15 protein-coding genes are annotated in these 19,425 nt (G+C 58.9%); 5 read left to right on the top strand and 10 right to left on the bottom strand.

What is annotated here, in order from left to right; translation table 11 throughout:
* The first annotated feature begins 172 nt into the window (after positions 1-172).
* Positions 173-1,672, top strand: coding sequence for an ATPase domain-containing protein (locus OC445_RS13400; protein WP_034127457.1), 1,500 nt, complete (start codon positions 173-175; stop codon positions 1,670-1,672).
* Positions 1,672-3,342, top strand: a complete 1,671-nt coding sequence (locus OC445_RS13395; RefSeq protein ID WP_262020176.1) for an ATP-binding protein — start codon at positions 1,672-1,674, stop codon at positions 3,340-3,342. The genes OC445_RS13400 and OC445_RS13395 overlap by 1 nt, the downstream gene beginning before the upstream one ends.
* 61 nt (positions 3,343-3,403) lie before the next feature.
* On the opposite strand, the gene OC445_RS13390 is transcribed toward OC445_RS13395, so the two are convergent.
* From OC445_RS13390 to OC445_RS13370, 5 genes are all read right to left on the bottom strand, one after another.
* Positions 3,404-3,781: a response regulator gene (locus OC445_RS13390; RefSeq protein ID WP_032897270.1), complete on the bottom strand. Its 378-nt coding sequence runs from the start codon at positions 3,779-3,781 to the stop codon at positions 3,404-3,406.
* A gap of 78 nt (positions 3,782-3,859) precedes the next feature.
* On the bottom strand, positions 3,860-5,053 hold the full coding sequence (locus OC445_RS13385) for a hybrid sensor histidine kinase/response regulator (RefSeq protein WP_034127459.1): 1,194 nt from the start codon (positions 5,051-5,053) through the stop codon (positions 3,860-3,862).
* A complete protein-coding gene (locus tag OC445_RS13380) occupies positions 5,047-5,646 on the bottom strand; it encodes a chemotaxis protein CheB (RefSeq protein WP_054896518.1) in 600 nt (199 codons plus the stop codon). Before OC445_RS13380 ends, OC445_RS13385 begins: the two co-directional genes overlap by 7 nt.
* Positions 5,643-6,473: a CheR family methyltransferase gene (locus OC445_RS13375; protein ID WP_019817062.1), complete on the bottom strand. Its 831-nt coding sequence runs from the start codon at positions 6,471-6,473 to the stop codon at positions 5,643-5,645. Before OC445_RS13375 ends, OC445_RS13380 begins: the two co-directional genes overlap by 4 nt.
* A complete protein-coding gene (locus tag OC445_RS13370) occupies positions 6,474-9,971 on the bottom strand; it encodes a response regulator (RefSeq protein WP_054919026.1) in 3,498 nt (1,165 codons plus the stop codon).
* A gap of 262 nt (positions 9,972-10,233) precedes the next feature.
* On the opposite strand from OC445_RS13370, the gene OC445_RS13365 reads away from it, so the two are divergent.
* On the top strand, positions 10,234-10,587 hold the full coding sequence (locus tag OC445_RS13365; RefSeq protein ID WP_060773084.1) for a response regulator: 354 nt from the start codon (positions 10,234-10,236) through the stop codon (positions 10,585-10,587).
* A 114-nt stretch (positions 10,588-10,701) separates the two neighbouring features.
* Positions 10,702-12,102, top strand: coding sequence for a DUF1254 domain-containing protein (locus OC445_RS13360; protein WP_198791289.1), 1,401 nt, complete (start codon positions 10,702-10,704; stop codon positions 12,100-12,102).
* Between the two features lie 56 nt (positions 12,103-12,158).
* Here the strand turns inward: OC445_RS13360 and OC445_RS13355 are convergent, their stop codons facing one another.
* From OC445_RS13355 to OC445_RS13335, 5 genes are all read right to left on the bottom strand, one after another.
* Positions 12,159-12,830, bottom strand: coding sequence for a DUF3313 domain-containing protein (locus OC445_RS13355; RefSeq protein WP_054896522.1), 672 nt, complete (start codon positions 12,828-12,830; stop codon positions 12,159-12,161).
* A gap of 114 nt (positions 12,831-12,944) precedes the next feature.
* On the bottom strand, positions 12,945-14,303 hold the full coding sequence (locus tag OC445_RS13350; RefSeq protein WP_054896523.1) for a M10 family metallopeptidase C-terminal domain-containing protein: 1,359 nt from the start codon (positions 14,301-14,303) through the stop codon (positions 12,945-12,947).
* Between the two features lie 126 nt (positions 14,304-14,429).
* Positions 14,430-14,999 (bottom strand): isopentenyl-diphosphate Delta-isomerase, encoded by a 570-nt coding sequence (idi, locus tag OC445_RS13345; protein WP_054896524.1) that lies wholly within the window; start codon positions 14,997-14,999, stop codon positions 14,430-14,432.
* A 49-nt stretch (positions 15,000-15,048) separates the two neighbouring features.
* The gene (locus OC445_RS13340) at positions 15,049-15,846 is read right to left on the bottom strand and encodes a class I SAM-dependent methyltransferase (RefSeq protein ID WP_054896525.1); all 798 of its coding nucleotides are present in this window, start codon (positions 15,844-15,846) and stop codon (positions 15,049-15,051) included.
* Positions 15,843-18,068: a cytochrome P450 gene (locus tag OC445_RS13335; protein ID WP_197900561.1), complete on the bottom strand. Its 2,226-nt coding sequence runs from the start codon at positions 18,066-18,068 to the stop codon at positions 15,843-15,845. Before OC445_RS13335 ends, OC445_RS13340 begins: the two co-directional genes overlap by 4 nt.
* A gap of 352 nt (positions 18,069-18,420) precedes the next feature.
* On the opposite strand from OC445_RS13335, the gene OC445_RS13330 reads away from it, so the two are divergent.
* The gene (locus OC445_RS13330; RefSeq protein WP_057975886.1) at positions 18,421-19,113 is read left to right on the top strand and encodes an aspartate/glutamate racemase family protein; all 693 of its coding nucleotides are present in this window, start codon (positions 18,421-18,423) and stop codon (positions 19,111-19,113) included.
* Positions 19,114-19,425: the final 312 nt, after the last annotated feature.

The following is a 19,425-nucleotide window of genomic DNA, read 5'->3' as shown; positions in this document are numbered from 1 at the left end:
CGCGGACTGCCTGGTTCACCGTGGCGCCCTTCAGATCTTCGCGAGCAAGCTCGCTCCTACACGGCTGCATTTCTTACAAAACGTTGAACCGCTACGTGCCACTACGGTCAAGTGAATATGGCGCGTCCCATTCGGCGTGCCCCTCTACTTGTACGTGACCTGAGGGCACTTCTTGAGTACATCCAAACAGCTGTTGAGTGAAAAGGCGGCCACCGGCGTCGAAGGTCTTGATGACATTCTTGCCGGGGGGCTATCGCGAAGCCACGTGTTTTTGCTCGAAGGCGAACCCGGCACCGGTAAAACCACCGTGGCCCTGCATTTTCTGCGGGCCGGTGCGCAGAACGGCGAACGTTGCTTATATATCACCCTGTCCGAAACCGAGCACGAACTGCGCCAGGGTGCCAAATCCCACGGCTGGGACTTGGATGAGCATATTCATATCTTCGAGCTGACCCCACCGGAAAGCCTGCTCAACGCCGATCACCAGCAAAGTCTGCTGTATTCCTCCGACCTGGAACTGGGTGAAGCCACCCGCCAGATCTTTGAAGTGGTAGAACGGGTCAAGCCGACCCGCGTGGTGGTCGACAGCCTGTCTGAGATCCGCCTTTTGGCGCAAAGCTCCTTGCGCTATCGCCGGCAGATCCTGGCGATCAAGCACTACTTCGTACGCTATGACGCCACCGTACTGCTGCTGGACGACCTGACCACCGAGTCCCTGGATAAAACCGTGCACAGCGTGGCCCACGGCGTGATTCGCCTGGAAGAACTGACCCCCACCTACGGTGCCGAGCGTCGGCGTATCCGCGTAGTGAAATACCGTGGCCAGAAATACCGTGGCGGCTTTCATGATTTCACCATCATGGGCGACGGCATTCACGTGTTCCCGCGCCTCGTAGCGGCCGAGCATCGCGGTGGTTATAATCGTCAAACGTTGAGCAGTGGCATCGAGGAGTTGGACTCTTTGCTCGGCGGTGGTATCGAGACCGGCTCCAGCAGCCTGATTCTCGGCCCGGCGGGCACCGGCAAGTCGCTGATCTCGATGATCTTCGCCGCCGCCGCCGTGGCGCGAGGCGAAAAGGCTGCGCTGTTTATCTTCGATGAAGAACTGGGCCTGCTGTTCGAGCGCATGAAAAACATGGGCATTGATCTCGCCGCGCTACGGGACACCGGCAACCTGCTGATCGAACAGGTAGACGCCGCTGAACTCTCCCCCGGCGAATTTTCGCACCGGGTTCGTCGCTGCGTGGATGAGCGCGGCATCAAGACGGTGGTCATCGACAGTATCAACGGCTACCAGGCCGCAATGCCTGAAGAAAACGCGTTGATCCTCCATATGCATGAGCTGTTGCTGTACCTCAACCGCCGCGGTGCCGCGACCTTCATGACGGTGGCCCAGCACGGCCTGGTGGGCGATATGCAGACCCCGGTCGACATCACCTACCTGGCTGACACCGTGATCCTGCTGCGTTACTTCGAGGCTCTGGGCAAAGTTCGCCGGGCCATTTCGATCATCAAGAAAAGGACTGGCTCCCATGAGTCGACTATCCGCGAATATCGCATCGGCAGCCGTGGCATGACCGTGGGTGTTCCCCTGGATAACTTCCAGGGTGTGCTGCGCGGCATTCCAACCTATATGGGCGCCGGCTCCCCTCTGCTCAAGGATGAGGGCTAGTGCCGGCCCTCTCCCCCATCTCCGAGCGCGCCATCGTGCTGGCGCCCATGGGCCGCGATGGTTCATTGGCGCTGATGATGCTTAACGAAGCCGGCTACAGCGGGATCGTCGCCAGCAACCTGGGGCAAGTGTGCGAAGAACTGGCGCAAGGCGCCGGCCTGCTCATCATTGCCGCCGAGGCGCTGCGTGGCGTAGACCTTGAACCACTGCTCGAGCAATTGCACCAGCAGCCGGCGTGGTCCGACCTGCCGATCGTGCTGATGACCCATCATGGCGGCAAAGAGCAGAACGGCTCCACCCGGCTCAGTGGCTTGCTGGGCAACGTGACGTTTCTGGAGCGGCCTTTCCACCCCATTACCCTGATCAGCCTGGTGAGCGCCGCGCTGCGCGGTCGGCGTCGCCAATACGAAGCACGGGACCGGTTGATTGACTTGAGCGAGAGTGAACTGCGGCTGCAGCGCACCCTGGAAACGCTTGAACAGCAAGTGGAAGAACGCACGGCTCAACTGCGCCATAACGAAGAGGCTTTGCGCCAGTCGCAGAAAATGGAAGCCGTCGGCCAGTTGACCGGCGGTATCGCCCATGACTTCAACAATATGCTCACGGGCATTATCGGCAGCCTGGAACTGCTGCGCAGGCGGGTATCCCGAGGCAAGCTGGATGACCTGGACAGCCTGATCGACCTGGGTGTGACCTCCGCCAATCGCGCGGCCAGCCTCACACACCGGTTGCTGGCGTTTTCGCGCCGACAATCGCTTGACTCCAAGCCCGTGCAGATCAATCAACTGGTGGCAGCCATGGGCGAGTTGCTGCAACGCAGCATCAACGAAAGCATCAGCCTGGACATGCGTCTGAGCGATGCCCTGTGGACCGCCGAAGCCGACCCGAACCAGCTCGAAAGCGCCTTGCTCAACCTGGTGATCAACGCGCGCGACGCCATGCCCACGGGTGGCACGCTGACCGTGGAGACCACCAATCGCCACCTCGACAGTGTCTTTACCGCCGCCTACGGCACCTTGACCCCGGGCGACTACGTAGAGCTGAGTGTCAGCGACAACGGTTGCGGCATACCGCAACATCTGATGGGCCGCGTGTTCGATCCGTTTTTTACCACCAAACCCATCGGCCAAGGCACCGGTCTTGGGTTGTCGATGATCTACGGCTTCGCTCGTCAGTCTCGTGGGCATGTGACCATCCACAGCGAAGTCAACCAAGGCACGACGGTCAGCCTGTTTCTGCCGCGCTTCATCGGTGAGCCCCAGGCACAGGCGCCGCTCAACCCGACACTGCTGCCGTTTGCCAATGCTGGGGAAACGGTGTTGATTGTCGAGGATGACCCCGCGGTTCGGGTGCTGGTCAGCGCTGTGCTCAAAGAACTGGGGTATGGGTTTATCGAGGCTGGGGATGCGAATACGGCGGTGGCGATTATTGAATCCGAACAGCGCATTGACCTGATGATCAGCGATGTCGGCCTACCCGGTATGAACGGCCGGCAACTGGCGGAAATCGGCCGGCAGATTCGTCCTCAACTCAAGGTATTGTTCATCACCGGCTATGCCGAGCATGCCGCCGTGCGAGGGGGATTCCTGGATCCGGGCATGCAGTTGATCACCAAGCCGTTTACCTTCGATTTATTGACCGCCAAGGTCCGAGAAATGATCAGGGCCTGAGGCGGTCACGCCACCTAAAAAGAAGAGCGTCGAGATGCGCAGAGTCTCAAGTTGTGCGGTATTACGCCAATAACCGCTGGATATGCTCCTGCAGCGTATCCAGATCGAACGGCTTTGCCAGGATCGGCGCATTGCGCGTGATGGGGCTGTGGCAGTCCAGAATTTCCTGCGGGTACCCGCTGATAAAGATCACCTTCAGCTCCGGACGCAATTTGATTGCCGGCTCGGCAATTTGCACGCCCGAGATCCCACCCGGCAGGCGGTAATCGGTCACCATCAAGTCCAGGTGCGGTTTGGTCGCAAGGATTTCGAAGGCCTGCTCCCCGTCGATCGCCTTCAAGACCCGGTAGCCCAAGCCTGCCAGGTACTCGCCCAGCACAAACATAATGGATTCGTCGTCCTCGACGATCAGTACGACATCTTGTGCATCTTCACTCATGGGAAGCCTTTGTCCGGTCAATTGCTGCAGTTACGACCATGGGGTCACGCAGAGGTTGCGTCGGGGTGACGATTGATTTCACTCGGCCACTTCCAAAGGCAGGCATACCCGGAACAGGGCGCCCTCACCTATCTGACTCTCGACCTCAATCGTGCCGCCATGGGCCGCCACGATCTGCTCGGAAATAAACAGGCCCAGGCCCAGGCCGGCTGCGGAATGGTTGGCCGAAACCCGTTCGAACTGTTGGAAAATACGCTTCTGGTTCTCCTCGCTGATACCAATGCCATGGTCGCGTACCTCTACCCGCGCTTCGCCATGCTCGGTATACACCCGCACCTGCACCGGGCTCTTGGCTCCGTAGCGCAGGGCGTTGGTCAGCAGGTTGGTGATCACCTGCTCGATACGGAACTCATCCCAGCAGCCTTGCACCGGGCTTTCGGCCTGCAATTGCATGGACGACTCGGCGGCTGCCACTTGCGGCGCGAAGTTATCCACCAGGTTGCGTACCAGTTGCGCCAGGTCGATGCGTGCCGGGCGAATCGACAGCTTGCCGGTACGGATACGCGACACGTCGAGCATGTCCTCGATCAGGCGGATCAAGCTCTGGATCTGGCGCTCATCGCGGTCAACCATGGCGCGCATCTTGTCCAGGGTAAACGCCGCGGCGTTGTCCCGGGCCAGGTGCATCTTGCGCAGTTGGGTCTCCAGAATCAGCCCGTTGAGGGGCGTACGCACTTCGTGGGCGACAATCGACATGAAGTCGTCACGCATGCGCACCGCCTGTTCCAGCTCGGCCTGGGTGGCCTGCAGGCGCGTGAGCAACAGCTCCTGCTCACGGCGGCTGCGCTCCAGTTCTTCAACTTGCAGCTTCATCGCCTTGCTCTGCCGATACAGGTCGACGAACACATTGACCTTGCTCTTGACCGCATGGATATCCAGCGGCTTGTGCAGGAAGTCCACCGCGCCGCTTTCATATCCCTTGAAGGCGTAGTTGAGTTCGCGGCCAGCGGCGCTGACGAACACGATGGGGATGTTCTTGGTCTTTTCGGTGCCGCGCATCAGTTCGGCCAGTTCGAAACCGTTCATGCCAGGCATCTGCACGTCGAGGATCGCCATGGCGAATTCATGTTCCAGCAACAGGGACAACGCCTCGTCGGCACTCAATGCCTTGAAGACCTGGCGATCCTCACGCTTGATCAGCGCCTCGAGGGCCAGCAGGTTTTCCGGCAGATCGTCGACGATCAGCAGTTTGGCCTGGACAGTACTTAACATGGGAAGGGTTCCAGGGAAGCCAGCAATGAGCCGATTCGGCTCAAGGAAAGAATATGGTCAGGTGTGTGCAAGGCCAGGGCCGCCAGGGGCATGACGGCAATGCGTGCCTCTTGTGGGTCCTGCACGATGGTAATGCCACCCGATTGCTTGACGTGGGCCAGCCCGCTTGCGCCGTCCTGGTTGGCGCCAGTCAACAAAATGGCGAGCAGGCGCGGCCCATACACATCGGCCGCCGAGGAAAACAGGTAGTCGATGGCGGGTCTGGAATGGTGCACCCGGTCTTCCTGGCTCAGGGACAGGCTGCGGTCCTGCTCTACCGAGAGGTGATAACCGGGCCCGGCAAAGTACAAGGTGCCCGCCTCCAGCGCTTCTTTGTCCCTGGCCTCCTTGACCGGGATGTTCAGGCGCCGGGCAAAGACTTCTGCCAGTTGGCTGCGGCGCTCGTCCGGCAGGTGCAGCACGGCAATGATCGGCAGCGCGAAGGTGCTCGGCAACTGGCCGAAAATACTCAGCAACGCCTCAACGCCGCCGGCGGAAGCGCCGACGACGATGGCTTCGATCCCCGAAATCGGGGTGTCTGGCGCGTCGCTCATGATTTTCGGTAAATCCGTTCCTGCTTGACCAAGGGCTCGAATTGCTTGCTGTAGGCGGAAAAATCCAGGGTTTCCTTGCTGCCCAGCACCAAAAAGCCGCGATGACACAGCGACTCATGAAACAAGCCAAACGCTCGATCTTGCAATTTTTTATTGAAATAAATCAATACGTTACGACATGAAATTAATTGAGTTTCTGAGAATACGCTGTCGGTCGCAAGGCTGTGGTCGGCAAAGGTCACGTTCTCGCGCAATGTCTTGTCGAAGATCGCGTAATCGTAAGCCGCTGTGTAGTAGTCGGCAAATGACCGTTGCCCGCCGGCCTGCTGATAATTGGCGGTGTAGGCGCGCACGTTCTCCAGGGAAAAGATGCCCTGCTTGGCTTTGTCCAGCGACGCGGGGTTGATGTCCGTGGCGTAGATGATGGTGCGTTCCAGCAAGCCTTCTTCACGCAGCAGGATGGCCATGGAGTACACCTCCTCGCCCGTGCTGCAGCCGGCAATCCAGATCTTGATCGACGGGTAGGTCTTGAGCAGCGGCACGACTTCCTGGCGAATCGCGAGGAAGTGCGACGGGTCGCGAAACATCTCGCTCACCGGAATGGTCAAGAATTGCAGCAACTGCATGAACGCGGCCGGGTCGTGCAACACGCGCTCTTGCAGTGCGGAAATGGTCGCGCAGTCGAACTGACGCAAGGCATGGGCCACACGGCGTTTGACCGACGCGCCCGAGTAGTCGCGAAAGTCATAGCTGTACTTGAGGTAAATCGCCTCGATCAACAGGCGCAGCTCAATATCGCTGCTCTTATCCAAGAAACACTGCTCCACTTAAATGCGTTCCATCTTCGGTAGCCATACGCGAATCAGTGAGAACAGGCGGTCCAGGTCAATCGGCTTGGCCAGGTAATCGTTTGAGCCTGCTGCCAGGCAACGTTCCTGATCGTCCTTCATGGCCTTGGCCGTCACGGCAATGATTGGCAGTTTTTTCCAGCGTGGGTCCTGGCGGATCAAGGCGGTGGCCTCGTAACCGTCCATCTCCGGCATCATCACGTCCATCAGCACCAGGTCGATATCGTCCACTTCATTGAGCTTGTCGATGGCTTCCTGGCCGTTACGCCCGATCACCACCACAGCGCCTTTGTGCTCCAGGGCGCTGGTCAGGGCGAAGATATTGCGTACGTCATCGTCCACCAGCAGGATCTTGCGCCCCTCGAAGACCTTATCGCGGCTGCGGGCAGTCTTGAGCATCTTCTGGCGGTCATGGGACAACTGGGATTCGACTTTGTGCAGAAACAGCGTGACTTCATCCAGCAGACGCTCAGGCGAGCGCGCCCCCTTGATGATGATCGAGCGTGAATACTTGCGCAGTTCGGCCTCTTCATCCCGGGTCAGGTTACGCCCGGTATAGACGATTACTGGCGGGAACGAGCAGATGTCCTCGGTGGCCATGCGCTTGAGCAGCTCGTTGCCGAGCATGTCCGGCAGCTTGAGGTCGATGATCATGCAGTCGTAGATGGTGGTGCGCAGCAGGTCGAGGGCTTCCTGGGCAAAGCCTACGGCGGTGATCTCGATGTCATCGTCACCGATCAGGCGGGCAATGCTGTCGCGCTGCAGGTCATCGTCTTCGACCAGCAGGATGCGTTTGACCTTCTGGGTCAATTTGGCTTCCAGGCGCGCAAACACGTCCTTGAGCTCTTCGCGGGTAGTGGGCTTGACGGCATAACCGATGGCGCCCATGTGCATGGCAGCTTCGACGCGATCTTCCACGGAAATCACATGCACGGGGATATGGCGCGTGTTGGCGTGTTCCTTGAGGCGTTGCAGCACGGTCAGCCCGGAATGGTCTGGCAGGCGCATGTCCAGCAGGATCGCGTCGGGGATGTACTGCTCGGCAAGGCTATAGCCCTCGTCGGCACCGTGGGCGACCAGGCAGTGGTAACCCAGTTCGTGAGCGAGGTCGAACAGGATTCGCGCAAAATTCGGCTCGTCTTCCACCACCAGGATGCAGCGGGTGCTGAACGGTGCTTTTTCTCGGTCGTCGGCAAAGCGTGGGATCAGCTTGGCGTCGGCCACCGGCAATGGCGACACCTTGACGGGCGCCGGTGCCGGCGCGACCACCACTTGACGCGGTGGCTCGATCGGCGCTGCGTCCTCGTCGCGTTCGACATACTGTTCAGGCAGTACAAGCGTGAAAATACTGCCTTTGCCCGGTTCGCTGGTCACACTGATATAGCCGCCCAGCAAGGTGGCCAGGTCACGGGAAATCGACAAGCCCAGGCCAGTACCGCCGTAACGGCGATTGGTGGTTCCGTCGGCCTGGCGGAAGGCTTCGAAGATGCTTTCCTGCTGATCCGGGGCGATACCTATGCCGGAATCGCGCACGGTAAAGGCAATGCCCTCCCCCGGCGCGCGTGACACCGACAGGCTGACCTCGCCCTGTTCGGTGAACTTGATGGCGTTGGACAACAGGTTCTTGAGGATCTGCTCCAGGCGTTGGCGATCAGTAAACAGCAGGGTTGGCGAGCCTTGCTGCACGTCCACCTGGAAGCCCAGTTTGCGGTCCATTGCCAGCGGCTCGAACATGCCGCGCAGGCCATCCACCAGGCGTTCGACGCTAGCGTTTTCCGGGCGCACTTCCAGCTTGCCGGCTTCGACCTTGGAAATATCCAGGATGTCGTTGATCAGGTTGAGCAAGTCATTGCCGGCTGAATAGATCGATTCGGCAAACTTGACCTGCTCGGCGCTGAGGTTTTCCTGGGGGTTATCTGCCAGCAGTTTGGCCAGGATCAGCGAGCTGTTCAGCGGTGTGCGCAGCTCGTGAGACATGTTGGCCAGGAATTCGGACTTGTACTTGCTGGAACGCTGCAGCTCATCGGCGCGGTCTTCCAGCTCCAGTTGGGCCTGGTTCAGCTCGATGTTCTTGCGGTCCATGGCGTCGCGCTGTTCGGCCAGGGTCTGGGTCTGTTCGGCGAGTTGCTCGTTGGTCTGCTCCAGCTCAGCCTGCTGGGTTTCCAGGTGGGCCTGGGACTCCTTGAGGATGCGCGACTGTTCTTCCAGCTCTTCGTTGGCGGTCTTGAGCTCTTCCTGCTGTACTTGCAGTTCTTCGTTGAGCTGCTGGGTCTCGGCCAGCACTTCCTGCAAGCGCTGGCGATAGCGCGCGGCTTCGATGGAGGTGCCGATATTGCCGGCGATCAGTTCCAGCAGTTCGATATCACGCTCATCCAGCGGGCGCAGGAAACCCAGCTCGACCACGCCATTGACACGGTCATCATCGCTGGTTGGCACCACCAATACGCTGCGGGCGGCCCCTTCACCGAGGCCGGAACTGACCTTGAAGTAATCCACCGGCACATCGTCCAGGCGAATCAGGCGATCGCGCTGGGCGGCCTGCCCGACGATGCCTTCGTCGCTGTAGATCGACTGTTCCTGTTGTTCCTGCTCGCGGGAGAAGCCATACGTGGCCACACGCTTGAGGCCGCCGTGTTCTTCGCGCACGTACAGCGCCGCGACGGCCGAGCCCATGTACTGGGCGAAGAACTGCAGGATATTGCGTCCCAGCATGTTCAGGGTCAGTTGGCCCAGCACTTGCTCGGCCAGCTCGGTCTGGCCATTGCGCAGCCAGGCGGTTTGCTCCAGGCGCCGTGCAATCTTCTGTTGTGACGCGAGGTTTGCGCTGTAACTCTTTGAAAGTGAAATTAAATTCTTCCTGCCGATGTAGGCCAGAAAACCACTCAGCCCCAGTACAAACGCCAGGTACAACGTGACACTGATCACCGTCGTGCGGGTAACCTCTGCGTTACGGGTGATACGGAACTGTTGTTCCATCGCCACCGCGTCCTCATATTCCTTGCGAATTTCATCGGTGAGCCGCTTGCCCCGGCCCGCCTTGACCGCGCCCCGGTAATCACCGCTGTTGCGCTGCAGCTCAATCATCGACTGTGCGTAGTTGTTCCATTCGGTTTGCAAGGTTTCCAAGCGCTTGAGTCGGTCGACCTGCTGCGGGTTGTCGGCCACAAGATCCTGCAAATTGCGCAGGTCGGCAATGATCCGCGGCTTGGCCACTTCGTACGGATCAAGGAAGTGCTCGTCACCGGTGATCAGGAACCCGCGCATACCCGTTTCCAGGTCAACCGTCAGTTTGGACGTCTCATTGAGGTTGTTAATGACGCGGTCGGTGTGCTCCACCCACTGGATCACCGAGAGCAAATAGGTAATCAGGCAGACGAAAAACACCGCGCTGAGCACGCCCACGCCCAAGGGCAGGGCCACGTTACGGCTCAGCAAGGTACGAAAGCTTTTTTCATCGACGGACGACGCGGGTGTCATGGGCATGCCTTGGCCAAATGCGGGAAAACCGCAAGTTTGCCCGAATAACGTCGCTCAACGCTATGTTTGTGCGTTGATTGGCAGCGGATGCGGTCTAGCTCATGGCGCCTGCACCTTGGTGAGTCAGCACGCAAGCGGACGGGACTTTTTGCGCCGCTAAGGTCACAATGCCAGCAATTGCTTCGGAACTTGCTGGCATTGTTATTACTCACAATCTAGTTGCCTTTAAGCCCAGCGCTCTCACTGTTCAGGAAAGTCCACTATGTCCCACACCTCCACCATCCTTGTAGTCGAAGACGACGCCATCGTGCGCATGCTGATCGTCGATGTCCTCGAAGAGTTGGAGTTCAAGGTGCTCGAAGCCGCGGATGCTGGGGAAGCACTGGCGCAGGTGCAAAATACCGACCAGATCATCGACCTGATGATGACCGACGTTGGCCTGCCCGACATGGACGGCAAACAACTGGCAACCAAGGTCCGCGAACTGCGCGCTACCCTGCCTATCCTGTTTGCCAGCGGCTATGCCGAAAACATTGATGTACCCGAGGGTATGGAGGTGATTGGCAAGCCGTTTTCGATCGATCAGTTGCGTGACAAAGTCAAATCCATGCTCTAACGCCCCTTCCCCATGGTCCTTTGCAGAGATTAACGTGACGACCGGCCAATAAAACAGGAAACTCAGCGCCTTCACGCCACGCTCTCAGATAGCACTCAGGAAGGACGCAACAACATGATTGGAAAACCGACGCGCCTGCTGTTGGCGAGCCTCTCGATACTCATGAGCTCCGGCGCCTGGGCTGACTTCACCGCAAGCCCCAGCGAAGCCAGGGCCATTGCCAAGGAAGCCTACTTGTACGGCTTCCCGGTGGTGCAGATGTACAAGACGCTCTACACCCAGGCCGTTGATAAAGGCGGTGCCCACTTCAAGGCGCCGTTCAACCGTATCGAAAACAGCGCCCAGGTGCTCACCCCCAAGGACAACGCAGTTACCACCCCGAACGTCGACACGCCCTACTCGTTCGTGTGGATGGACTTGCGCAAAGAACCGCTGGTGCTGACCCTGCCCAAGATTGAAGACAACCGCTATTACTCGGTGCAATTGATCGACCTCTATACGCAGAATTTCGCCTACCTGGGCACCCGCAGTACCGGCAATAACGGCGGGCACTACATGATCGCCGGGCCAGACTGGAAAGGTCAGCAGCCGGTGGACATCGACCGTGTGGTCTACAGCGAAAGCAACATCGCCTACGCCCTTTACCGCACTCAACTGTTTGACGACAAAGACCTGAGCAAGGTCAAGCAGATCCAGAGCGGCTACAAGGTGCAGGCGCTGAGCAGTTATGTGAAGCAACCCGCCCCCGCCAACGTGCCGAAGATCCAATGGCCCAAGCCGATGGCGACGATGACCGAAGGCCCGCAGCTGTTTCGCTACCTGAACTTCATGCTGGCCTTCGCCGCGCCCCAGGACAATGAAAAAGATCTGCTGGCGCGCTTTGCCAGGATCGGTATTGCCCCGGGCGCGCCGTTCAAAGTCAACCAGTTGACCGCCGAGCAGCGCAAGGCTCTGGAAGACGGCATCGCCGATGGCCGCGCTGAATTCGCCGCGTTCAAGAAGGCCAAGGTCGACACCCGCCAAGTGACCGGCGCAGACTTGTACGGCAGCCGCGACCACCTGCAAAACAACTACCTATACCGCTACGCCGGTGCCGAGTTGGGGATGTTTGGCAACTCCAGTGATGAAGCCGCGCACTTGAGCTACGTCATCGACAGCGAGGGCAAACCGGCCAATGGTGCACGCCACAGCTACACCGTGCATTTTGCCAAGGACCAGTTGCCGCCGGCTGATGCGTTCTGGTCGCTGACGATGTACGACGCCAAGACCAAATTGCTGGTGCCGAATCACAAGAAGCGCTACCTGATCAACTCGCAGATGCTACCGACCCTCAAGCTCGATGCCGATGGTGGCTTGACCCTGGCATTGCAACACCACGAGCCACCCAAGGCTGAGCAGAGCAACTGGTTGCCGGCCCCACCCGGCCCGTTTTACGCGGTCTTGCGCATTTATCTGCCCAAGCCTGAAGTTGCCAGCGGCCAGTGGAAGGTACCAGCGTTGACGCCGCTAAAATAATCTTTGCGAAATAAAAAAAGCGTGGCGGGTGATGACCCGCCGCGCTTTTTTTTGGCTCAGTGTTTTTTCAGTTTCACGTAGGACTGGTGCAGGTCTGACGCCCAACCGTCGATGACGCTTTTTACATCGTCGGCCTTCATCACTTGGGAGTCATTAGCCAGCGGCTTGCCGGTGCCTTTGCGCACCACTTGGGCCAGCACTTTATGAGTGGCGCCATCGATGAACTGCGCCTCGGTGCCCAGGGTGGTTTCCTGGTCGCGAATGCCGGTGCCCGTGCTCACTGCCGCAGCCACCAGGGCGACGGGAATAAACTCATATGGCTTAAGACTCTCGGTCTTGCTGCTCACGGCGGTAATCGCCGCTCTCACAACAATTACCCCTGGGCCTGGGGCATTGGCCACGGGCAGTGACTGACCCAGCTCGCGCTTGAGCGCCTGGTTGTAATAGTCATTGATGCCCCGCAACGTGCTCTCGGGAATTCGGGAAGTGGCCTGGGGCTTGGGGTAAAACTGGGTAGGCTCGATGTAGACCGCGGTGTAGCGGCTCAGGTCCAGCTGTGGATCAACCCAGCGCATCACCTCAGCCCCCGACGGTGACTTGGCTTCCTTGAGCTGGCTGTAGTTGGAAAGGAACCCTGAATATTCATTCGGTTGCACCACTTTGCTGGCGCAACCAACCAAACCGAGCGAGGCGACGCACACTGTGCCGATTATTAGCCTTAGCTTCATTAGTGAACTCCCTGGCGACCATCATCGTAAGAATGAGCTATAGGTATAGCCAATACTTGGGCAGCACACCTGATTTCGCTCGGCGCCAGCCAGTACATGCGTTAAACATTCAGGTCAGAAGCGGAAATCGGAATCCGCGATTCGCCCATATATGTTCACCATGAAGTCTTCTTTTTTGTCGCCATCGAAATCGAAACGCAAAAAGGTGAGATTATGGCTGCGATAATATTCGTGGGTGAAGGTGAGTCGAGGGTGGGCTGCGCGCAGGGCTGAAATATCCAATTTATCCTTGCCGCTGACGAAATCCATTATTACGGTGTTTGCGAAGCTGGCAGATGAGTCGTTCGCGCCGATAACGAAGGTATTTTTACCCGGCCCGCCTGTCAGCCGGTTAAAACCCGAGTTCGCCTTGACATAAAGAATGTCATCGCCCTCGCCGCCCTCCAGTTCGTTACCGACGTCATTGCCAATTAAAATGTCATTGCCCGCACCGCCAATAGCCCGTTCGATGGTGACGCCATTGGCGATCGAAACGTTGCCTAGGCCTCCCCCAACATTAGAGAAGCTGCCCGATTTCAAGTTGAGAACCTGATCTTGCCTGAAGGCGGAGAAATCGAAGGTGTCATTACCATCGGCGTCCCACACGCAAAACACCGGCAAGTCGTCGCTCGACTGCAGTTTGAATACGTCACGATCAGCATTGGAGTTAAAGCCATACGTCGTATCCCCGGTCCGCGTTTGGAGGTTCGCACCAAATTTATCTTGCGTGACTGCAATATCATCCATCATCAGCGCACTTGAATACTGAGTCTTATCACCATGGAACTTATTAAAGCGATGGTCTGAGCGGGTTTCCAGAAAAGGACTCCTTACCGTGTAAGCCGACGTATTTTCCGCGTAGTTGCTTCTCGATACTGCAGACGCTGGGTCAGGAAGACCTAATTTAAAGGCCACAGCCTTTGCAATGATGTGACGCCCAAAACTATTGGGTTTTACCAGCTCATCGGCATGGCGCTGGTTCAGCGATACCTGCACCTTGCCGGGCTCGTCATCGGACACGGGCGTATACCAGGGGGCCTGCCACTTGAAGCTACCGCCATCAACCTTGATCTGCATATGATGGGATTGTGCATTGACAGACTCTTTGAACCGAATATTTGCAGTATCGCTGAAATTATTCAGGGTCTCACGGATCACGCCTTTTTGTGCTTCTGTGAACTGGCTGGTCGTGCCCCCCGTTTCGGGACGATTGGCGAACTCATACGTCACCTCCGCAGGGTCCCCGGAACCCAGTGAACCGGCAAATCCGGCTGCACCTTTTGACCCTTTTAATACTTGGTCCATGGACAATGAAACTTGGCGATGTTTAATCTTATCGCCGCGGTCGTCAGCATGAGCAATTTCAACGACAGTCCTGTGTGCAACGCTGGTGGCGCATGCTCTTGCCAACGCAATGTTCGGATCAATATTCATGAGGTAGTCCTATGGGAACTTGGCATTTGTCTACTCGCCTGACGGCAGGCCGGCGACCTGCGTATCAGTGGTATTCCTACGCAAAACAGTTCCAAAAACTCACCTGGCAGCCGACGCCTATCTACCTCATGCTCCGCGACCCAGCGGTGGGAGCGTGGCCTCGGCCCTGGGCGCATCGAACGAAGGATGCTCTGATAGAAGGCGCTGCCACTGCATCCGAAACCAGGGCGTGAATGGCGCTCGGGGCTCTGCAAGCTGGGCCGTTATTTCGGCGCGGGTCAGCCACTTGATATCGCTGACTTCCTCTGGGACGGGCGAGACCTCAGCGTCAGATTGAGCAACCAGCACATGACAGAGTTCATGCTCGGCGCCGATCGAGCCAAACAAAGCATGATACTCAAAGTAATAGAGAGCTCGACACGAAGCCCAGACGCCTAGCTCTTCACGCAGACGACGAGAGGCGGCATCCAGAATAGTCTCTCCAGGTGCCGGATGACTGCAGCAGGCATTCGACCAGAAACCTGCCCAGAGCATTTTATCCGCCGCCCGACGCTGAAGCAGATGACGCCCACGGCTGTCAATCAAGTGCACTGAAAAAGCGCGATGAAGCTGCCCAGCTCCCAGGTGAGCATCGCGTTTATCGCACACGCCAATCTGTACATCCTGTGCGTCGACTAACACTACCTCGTGGATCATGCTGGATCTCCTTTTGTGCAATGAGGCGCGCACGCCACACAGTATCGAGCTAAAGAATTTGTCCCCAGGCACTGACCAAGGTCAACGCGGCGTCGGTGAACGCTGGATCGGCACGCAGCATGACCATGGCATCCAGCTCTGCCTGGGTGAGTAACCCAAGTTCCAACAATGCAGGCCCTGCCTGCGCGGTGGTTGCCGCCCAGAAGGCATCTGCCGGGCTGTTGTCGCCGATTCGGCCTTCGAGGGTGCGATGCCCCACGTTGACAAGCCCCCGGTCACGTAGCCGATCAGGCAGTCGATCGGCCCAGAACATGTCAGACCCGATGGACTGCTCCAACAGTGTGATTCCGGCCTGGGCTACTTTGCGCAACAACGGGTTCGTCGTTCTGAGGCTCGGTTGCAGGCTCACATCTTCGATCACCAACCAGCCTCCGGGACGTAACCAAGTGGCGGCTCGCGTCACTATCTCCTCGCGGTCAGTGAGGTGGCACAGCAACGCCCGGGCGTGCACCACGTCAAACGATGCGGCAGGAAAATCATCGGTCGTGACATTGTGGGTCATCACCTTGATGCCGGGGATATCGACCAGGAAGCGGGTATCGATATCCGTGGCGGTAACCGTTGCGTCGGGATATCGCTGGCTCAACCAGCCGGCGAGCGATCCGGCACCGGCGCCCAGATCAAGGATGGCGGGCGCGTCCGGCAGATCCAATCGTTCAAAAACCTTATGGCTTAACGGGTCAAAGGCGCGCTCCAGGGTTTGCAACCTCGCCAATTGGCCTGCGTGTTGGTCCGCGAGATAGCTGCGGGTGTAGCCGGGTTGCTCGGTGGAAACAGATGTGGTCAAAGCACGACCTCCAATTGATCAGGGCAGCGATTGAGAAACCCGCGCTCTTCGGGCTTGAACCCCGGAGCCCAGCGCAGGTTGGGAAAGGTCTGCAGCAGCATGCGCGCACCGATCGTGATCTCCATCCGGGCGAGCATGGAGCCCAGGCAGAAGTGGCGCCCCGCTCCGAAAGCGAAATGGCTGGTCGCCTGTTCGGCGCGCAACATATTGAAGGTGTCCGGGTCGCTGAACCGGGCCGGATCACGGTTGGCTGAACCGATCAGGCAGGCCAGGGTTGCGCCACCCGGAATTGTTCCCGAGGGCAGTTGCAGCGGTTCAGTCGCCTCCCGCAGCACAAGTTGCAATGGCGGGTTGCGTCGCAGGGTTTCAGTGAGGGCGTTGTCCATCAGTGCTGGATCAGCGATCACCGCCTCTTTCACGCCAGGTTCGCTCAACAGGTTGACAATCAGATTCGCCAGGGCGCCGTGACTGGTCTCGCTGCCTGCCGTCATCAGGATCGCGCAATAGGACCGTACAAAGGACTCGGACAACGGCTGGTCGTCAATGCGTGCCGCCAGGAGTTGTGAAATCAAGTCGTCCTTGGGTTCTATACGCCGAGCGTCGATGTAGGGCTGGATAAAGTGGTAAAAACTGTCTCGGTTGGATAACCCGCCGGTCAACAGTGCTGGGTCCTGACGATAGTTGCCCATGTACGCGAAGCCGATGGCACACCAACGCTTGAGCCGCTCCACCTCCTCTCGTGTGTGTGCCGGGAGGCCCAATGCATGAGCCATCACTCGCACCGGCAGCGCAGCGGTGAAATCGGCAATCAGGTCGACCTGAGGCCGGCCCTGCATACGCGCCAGCAAGTCTGCGGTCACTGCGGTGACAGACGCTTCGAGCGCCACCAGCGCCTTGCTGCGAAACGACGGGGTGAGCAATGCTCGGTGCTGGGCGTGTTCGCAGCCGTCCATGGTCACAATGGTGTGCCCCAGCAGCGGCCCAATCTGCCAGGTGTAGTTGCGATTGCTTGCCCCTGGGTGGGTCAGCGCGGCTTTGACATCCACATAGCGACTGACCAGCCACACATCGGTGGGCTCGTCGTACGCGATCGGAAGTGTGGTGCGTAAACGCTCATACAAGGGGTACGGGTCGATTTCGAACTGGCGGGACTTGAGGGTCGGCGGAGTCAGCGCCAGGTCCACTTGTCGGCTGTGCTGTACCGCGCAGCCATCGGCCTGTAGGTGATAGCGCGAAACGCTGCGATGCCAGTCCCCCGCCGCCCGGACAACCTGACGCAACCGGTCCGGATCGGTCGCAGCGCACGGCGGGTAATGGGCATGCTCGGTAGCGGCTGCCGTGAATTGAGCAACTGCCGTGTTGACCATCTGATGGGCTGCTTCTATCGCGCCAGGCCAGTCCAGGCCAGCGGTGTGCGCGAGTATCGATACCAGATTGAAGCGCTCGCCACACACCACATCTTTGGCAACCGAGTGGATATCGTTTGTCCACGCGATGATATCGGCAGCGTGCTTACGCAACCTGCTCCACGTTTCCACCTGCGCAGGATGCTCGTACGGGTCCAGGGCTTCGGCACCATCGATCAGATCAAAAAAGAACAGGGCGCCGAAGGAATCCCGGCGCAACGGCAGATACTCAGCCAAGGCGAGCGCCGTATCGGTTTCTCGCATGCGTACCTGCGCCGCCTGCGCGCGCAGATGCTGGACCAAATGCCCCGCCAGCCTCTTCCGCCAAGGCCCGCTGCCCCAACGCTGGGTCTCGGGCCACAAGTCGTCGACCAGAACAGCCAGCATCGGGTCCTCGAACCCGCCGCGTTCACCTGACGGCACAGCATCGCCGCTGTCGGTCAATGCCTGCACGGCGGCGATGAAATGCTCCAGCGCGCCGTTTTCCGCCCAGGGTCCGTCATCAATACGGTCATCCAGCGTAAGCGCCCACAGGTACCAGCACACCAGAGTCTGCGCTCGGTGCGTGGGCGCCCGCCCGCACAATGCTATTCCCAGGTCGAGCAGTGCCGTGGTGGTCAACCGATGCGCGCCACGCCTGCCGATCAAACCGTATCGCTGCGCCCAAGCAAGCGCATGCGTACGCAACCGTTCAGTGTCGGCACGCGGCGGTGCAACGGCGAAAGGTAGCTGGATATCGGGAATAGTGAGCGGCGCCGGTGACGAATGACTGTTGTGGCGGGTATCGGTGTCGCCTTCACAGTGTTGCGCTGCCATGAAAAGCTCCTCTGGAATCAAACTTTCAGTAGGGCTGACTTTATTTGAAATCAAAAACACAGGATGTGAGAGGTATCCGAAGGTCACCCGGCAATGGCGGTCTTTCGGCGTAGGGGAAAACGGAGCGTCGCCATCAGCTCAGGGGCTGCTCGGTCGTTCGTGCTGATTAAATAGGGGGGTTTCAGAAAAATATACTGTCATTTCTCACAGGTATGGACGAGTCGCCCAATACCGAACAATGACGGATCACCCACGCTTCTTGAACTGCTCCGGTGAATGGGTCGGCAACTGCGTATGACTTATCAGCCTCGAGTGGATAAGGTGAAGGCTTATCCTTTTTCAGGAGCACCCTATGCGCACCATCGGCCTTATCGGCGGCATGAGCTGGGAGTCCAGCGCCGAGTATTACCGCCTTATAAACCAGCGCGTGCGCGACCGTCTTGGCCCGCTGCGCTCGGCGCAAGTGTTGATGTACAGCGTGGATTTCGGCCCGGTGGAACAGGCTCAGCATGCCGGGCGTTGGGACGATGCCGCGCTGATCCTGGAAGATGCCGCACGGCGCTTGCAGGCCGGGGGCGCTGATTGTGTGGTGCTGTGTACCAACACCATGCACTTGGTGGCACCGCGTATTGAGGCGGCGGTGTCGATCCCCTTCCTGCATATTGCTGATGCCACGGCGGCGGCGGCTCTGGAGGCCGGGACCCTGACGGTGGGCTTGCTGGGTACCGCGTTCACCATGGAGCAGGAGTTCCTGAAGTCCCGCCTTGCCGCCCAGGGGCTTACCGTGCTGGTGCCAGACGCGGATGAACGCCAGGAGGTGCACCGAATCATCTATGAAGAACTGTGCGTGGGCATCATCAGTGACGCGTCACGCCAGGTGTATCAGCGGGTGATCCAGGCACTCGCTGCACAAGGCGCCCAGGCGATCATCCTCGGCTGTACGGAAATCTGCCTGCTGGTCCAGCCCGAACACAGCGCCCTGCCGCTGCTGGACACCACCGCGTTGCATGCGCAGGCCGCGGTGGGGTTTGCCTTAGAGGCTTAGGTATCGACACAACTTTGTGGTCCTTACCTGAATAACGGGTATGTACTCGGTCTGATCCAACATCCTGGCGGGCTGTCAGCCCGCTTTCGCGGGCAAGCCCGCTCCCACAGGGGATCTGTACCAGACGCTGATTCTGTGGGTAATGCATGACCCGTGTGGGAGCTGGCTTGCCTGCGATAGCGGTGGTTCAGTTGTAGATTCAGTGACTGACACTCCGCCTTCGCGCGCTTGCCCTAATGCCAGTCAGTTAAGAGCTAGAGCAGACAACCAGTGACTTGTGGCGAGGGAGCTTGCTCCCGCTGGACTGCGTAG

The sequence above is a fragment of the Pseudomonas sp. Pse35 genome (assembly GCF_024519715.1).
GTDB lineage: Bacteria > Pseudomonadota > Gammaproteobacteria > Pseudomonadales > Pseudomonadaceae > Aquipseudomonas > Aquipseudomonas paracarnis.
The sequence above is the reverse complement of the archived record's forward strand: the minus strand, read 5'-3'. Positions and strand labels throughout refer to the sequence as shown.

Bases quoted from the DNA above. Each gene is read 5' to 3' on its own strand.
- OC445_RS13390 (WP_032897270.1), bottom strand. From the start codon at position 3,781: ATGAGTGAAGATGCACAAGATGTCGTACTGATCGTCGAGGACGACGAA.
- OC445_RS13370 (WP_054919026.1), bottom strand. From the start codon at position 9,971: ATGACACCCGCGTCGTCCGTCGATGAAAAAAGCTTTCGTACCTTGCTG.
- OC445_RS13360 (WP_198791289.1), top strand. From the start codon at position 10,702: ATGATTGGAAAACCGACGCGCCTGCTGTTGGCGAGCCTCTCGATACTC.
- OC445_RS13335 (WP_197900561.1), bottom strand. From the start codon at position 18,068: ATGGCAGCGCAACACTGTGAAGGCGACACCGATACCCGCCACAACAGT.
- OC445_RS13355 (WP_054896522.1), bottom strand. From the start codon at position 12,830: ATGAAGCTAAGGCTAATAATCGGCACAGTGTGCGTCGCCTCGCTCGGT.
- OC445_RS13380 (WP_054896518.1), bottom strand. From the start codon at position 5,646: ATGAGCGACGCGCCAGACACCCCGATTTCGGGGATCGAAGCCATCGTC.
- OC445_RS13385 (WP_034127459.1), bottom strand. From the start codon at position 5,053: ATGTTAAGTACTGTCCAGGCCAAACTGCTGATCGTCGACGATCTGCCG.
- OC445_RS13350 (WP_054896523.1), bottom strand. From the start codon at position 14,303: ATGAATATTGATCCGAACATTGCGTTGGCAAGAGCATGCGCCACCAGC.
- OC445_RS13330 (WP_057975886.1), top strand. From the start codon at position 18,421: ATGCGCACCATCGGCCTTATCGGCGGCATGAGCTGGGAGTCCAGCGCC.
- OC445_RS13365 (WP_060773084.1), top strand. From the start codon at position 10,234: ATGTCCCACACCTCCACCATCCTTGTAGTCGAAGACGACGCCATCGTG.
- idi (WP_054896524.1), bottom strand. From the start codon at position 14,999: ATGATCCACGAGGTAGTGTTAGTCGACGCACAGGATGTACAGATTGGC.